The following is a 1,271-nucleotide window of genomic DNA, read 5'->3' as shown; positions in this document are numbered from 1 at the left end:
TGCATAACTTCGTATAGCATACATTATACGAAGTTATACGATATTTTTCTGATGGGTTAGAATGACCATCAATGCTACCAGTACAGCAAAAATTCTATATAAAGTTTCTTTCTCGTTGAAAATGAATAAGATAAACACCATAAAAGACACCCCTGCCAAAATGGAACTCAGGGAAACAAATCTTGTTAAATACAAGACAATCAAAAATACGCCTACACAACACAAGGCCACCAACGGTTGAATGGCAACAGCCATCCCCAGCAATGTAGCTACCCCCTTTCCTCCTCTGAAACCAGCCCAGATGGGAAAAATATGGCCGATTACTGCAGCCAGACCTAATCCAATCATAAAATTAGTTCTGTCCCACTCATCCGTTAAATAATAAGGAAGTAAGATATACAGTGAAGTTGCAATAATACCTTTCAATACATCCACTGCCATTACAATCGTTCCCCATTTAGAACCCAACACACGAAAAGTGTTGGTAGCACCGGCATTTCCACTGCCGTAGTCGCGGATATCTATCTTAAAAAAATACTTACTAATCCAAATGGCTGTTGGCACCGAACCAATTAAATAAGCCAACAAAATCAATAAAACTTCGTTCATGTACGTATAATTGGGAGCACAAAGATAATAATTATCTAAGTTAATGATTTCTTAACACAAAAACGAACTAATCAGGCCAAAAATTGTATGGCCACCCAGCCGTCTTTTTGTTCAGTTTTCTGGTATTTAAACCCTTTTTCATTAAATAAATGAATCATATCTTCTTCATCTGAACTTAAAAGCCCACTGATTAGTAAGATTCCACCATTTATGGTAATCGCCTTTAAGGCTTGCGCATTCTGTTCTAAAATATGCCTGTTTATATTAGCAATAACAATATCATACTGAACATCCGTCTTCAGTTGATCCCCCAATGCTACCTGAATGCGATTGCATTGATTCACCTGAATATTCTCTTCCGTATTATCTATGCACCAGGGATCATTGTCAATTGCCATTACTTCTGACGCTCCTAGTTTTTCGGCAAGAATAGCCAGAATTCCTGTTCCTGTACCAAAATCAAAAACACGCTTCTCTCTGAAGTCTATGGACTGCATCAATTTCATTACCGAATAAGTAGTTCCGTGATGTCCGGTTCCAAAACTCATTTTAGGCGTAATAACCAATTCGTATTCCACTCCTTCAAACGGTGGATGAAATCCCGCCCTGACCCCTACAAAATTGTCCACCTGCATGGGGCTAAAATTAGACTCCCATAGTAT

At 38.4% G+C, this 1,271-nt stretch carries 2 protein-coding genes; both read right to left on the bottom strand.

What is annotated here, in order from left to right; all coding sequences use genetic code 11:
• Positions 1 to 33 precede the first annotated feature (33 nt).
• Positions 34 to 609 (bottom strand): glycerol-3-phosphate 1-O-acyltransferase PlsY, encoded by a 576-nt coding sequence (gene plsY, locus P767_RS15660; RefSeq protein WP_051417066.1) that lies wholly within the window; start codon positions 607 to 609, stop codon positions 34 to 36.
• Between the two features lie 71 nt (positions 610 to 680).
• On the bottom strand, positions 681 to 1,271 hold a 591-nt coding region (prmA, locus tag P767_RS15655; RefSeq protein WP_071840033.1), incomplete at its 5' end, for a 50S ribosomal protein L11 methyltransferase.

The organism is Sediminibacterium salmoneum NBRC 103935, from assembly GCF_000511175.1.
GTDB lineage: Bacteria > Bacteroidota > Bacteroidia > Chitinophagales > Chitinophagaceae > Sediminibacterium > Sediminibacterium salmoneum.
The sequence above is the reverse complement of the archived record's forward strand: the minus strand, read 5'-3'. Positions and strand labels throughout refer to the sequence as shown.

Bases quoted from the DNA above. Each gene is read 5' to 3' on its own strand.
- plsY (WP_051417066.1), bottom strand. From the start codon at position 609: ATGAACGAAGTTTTATTGATTTTGTTGGCTTATTTAATTGGTTCGGTG.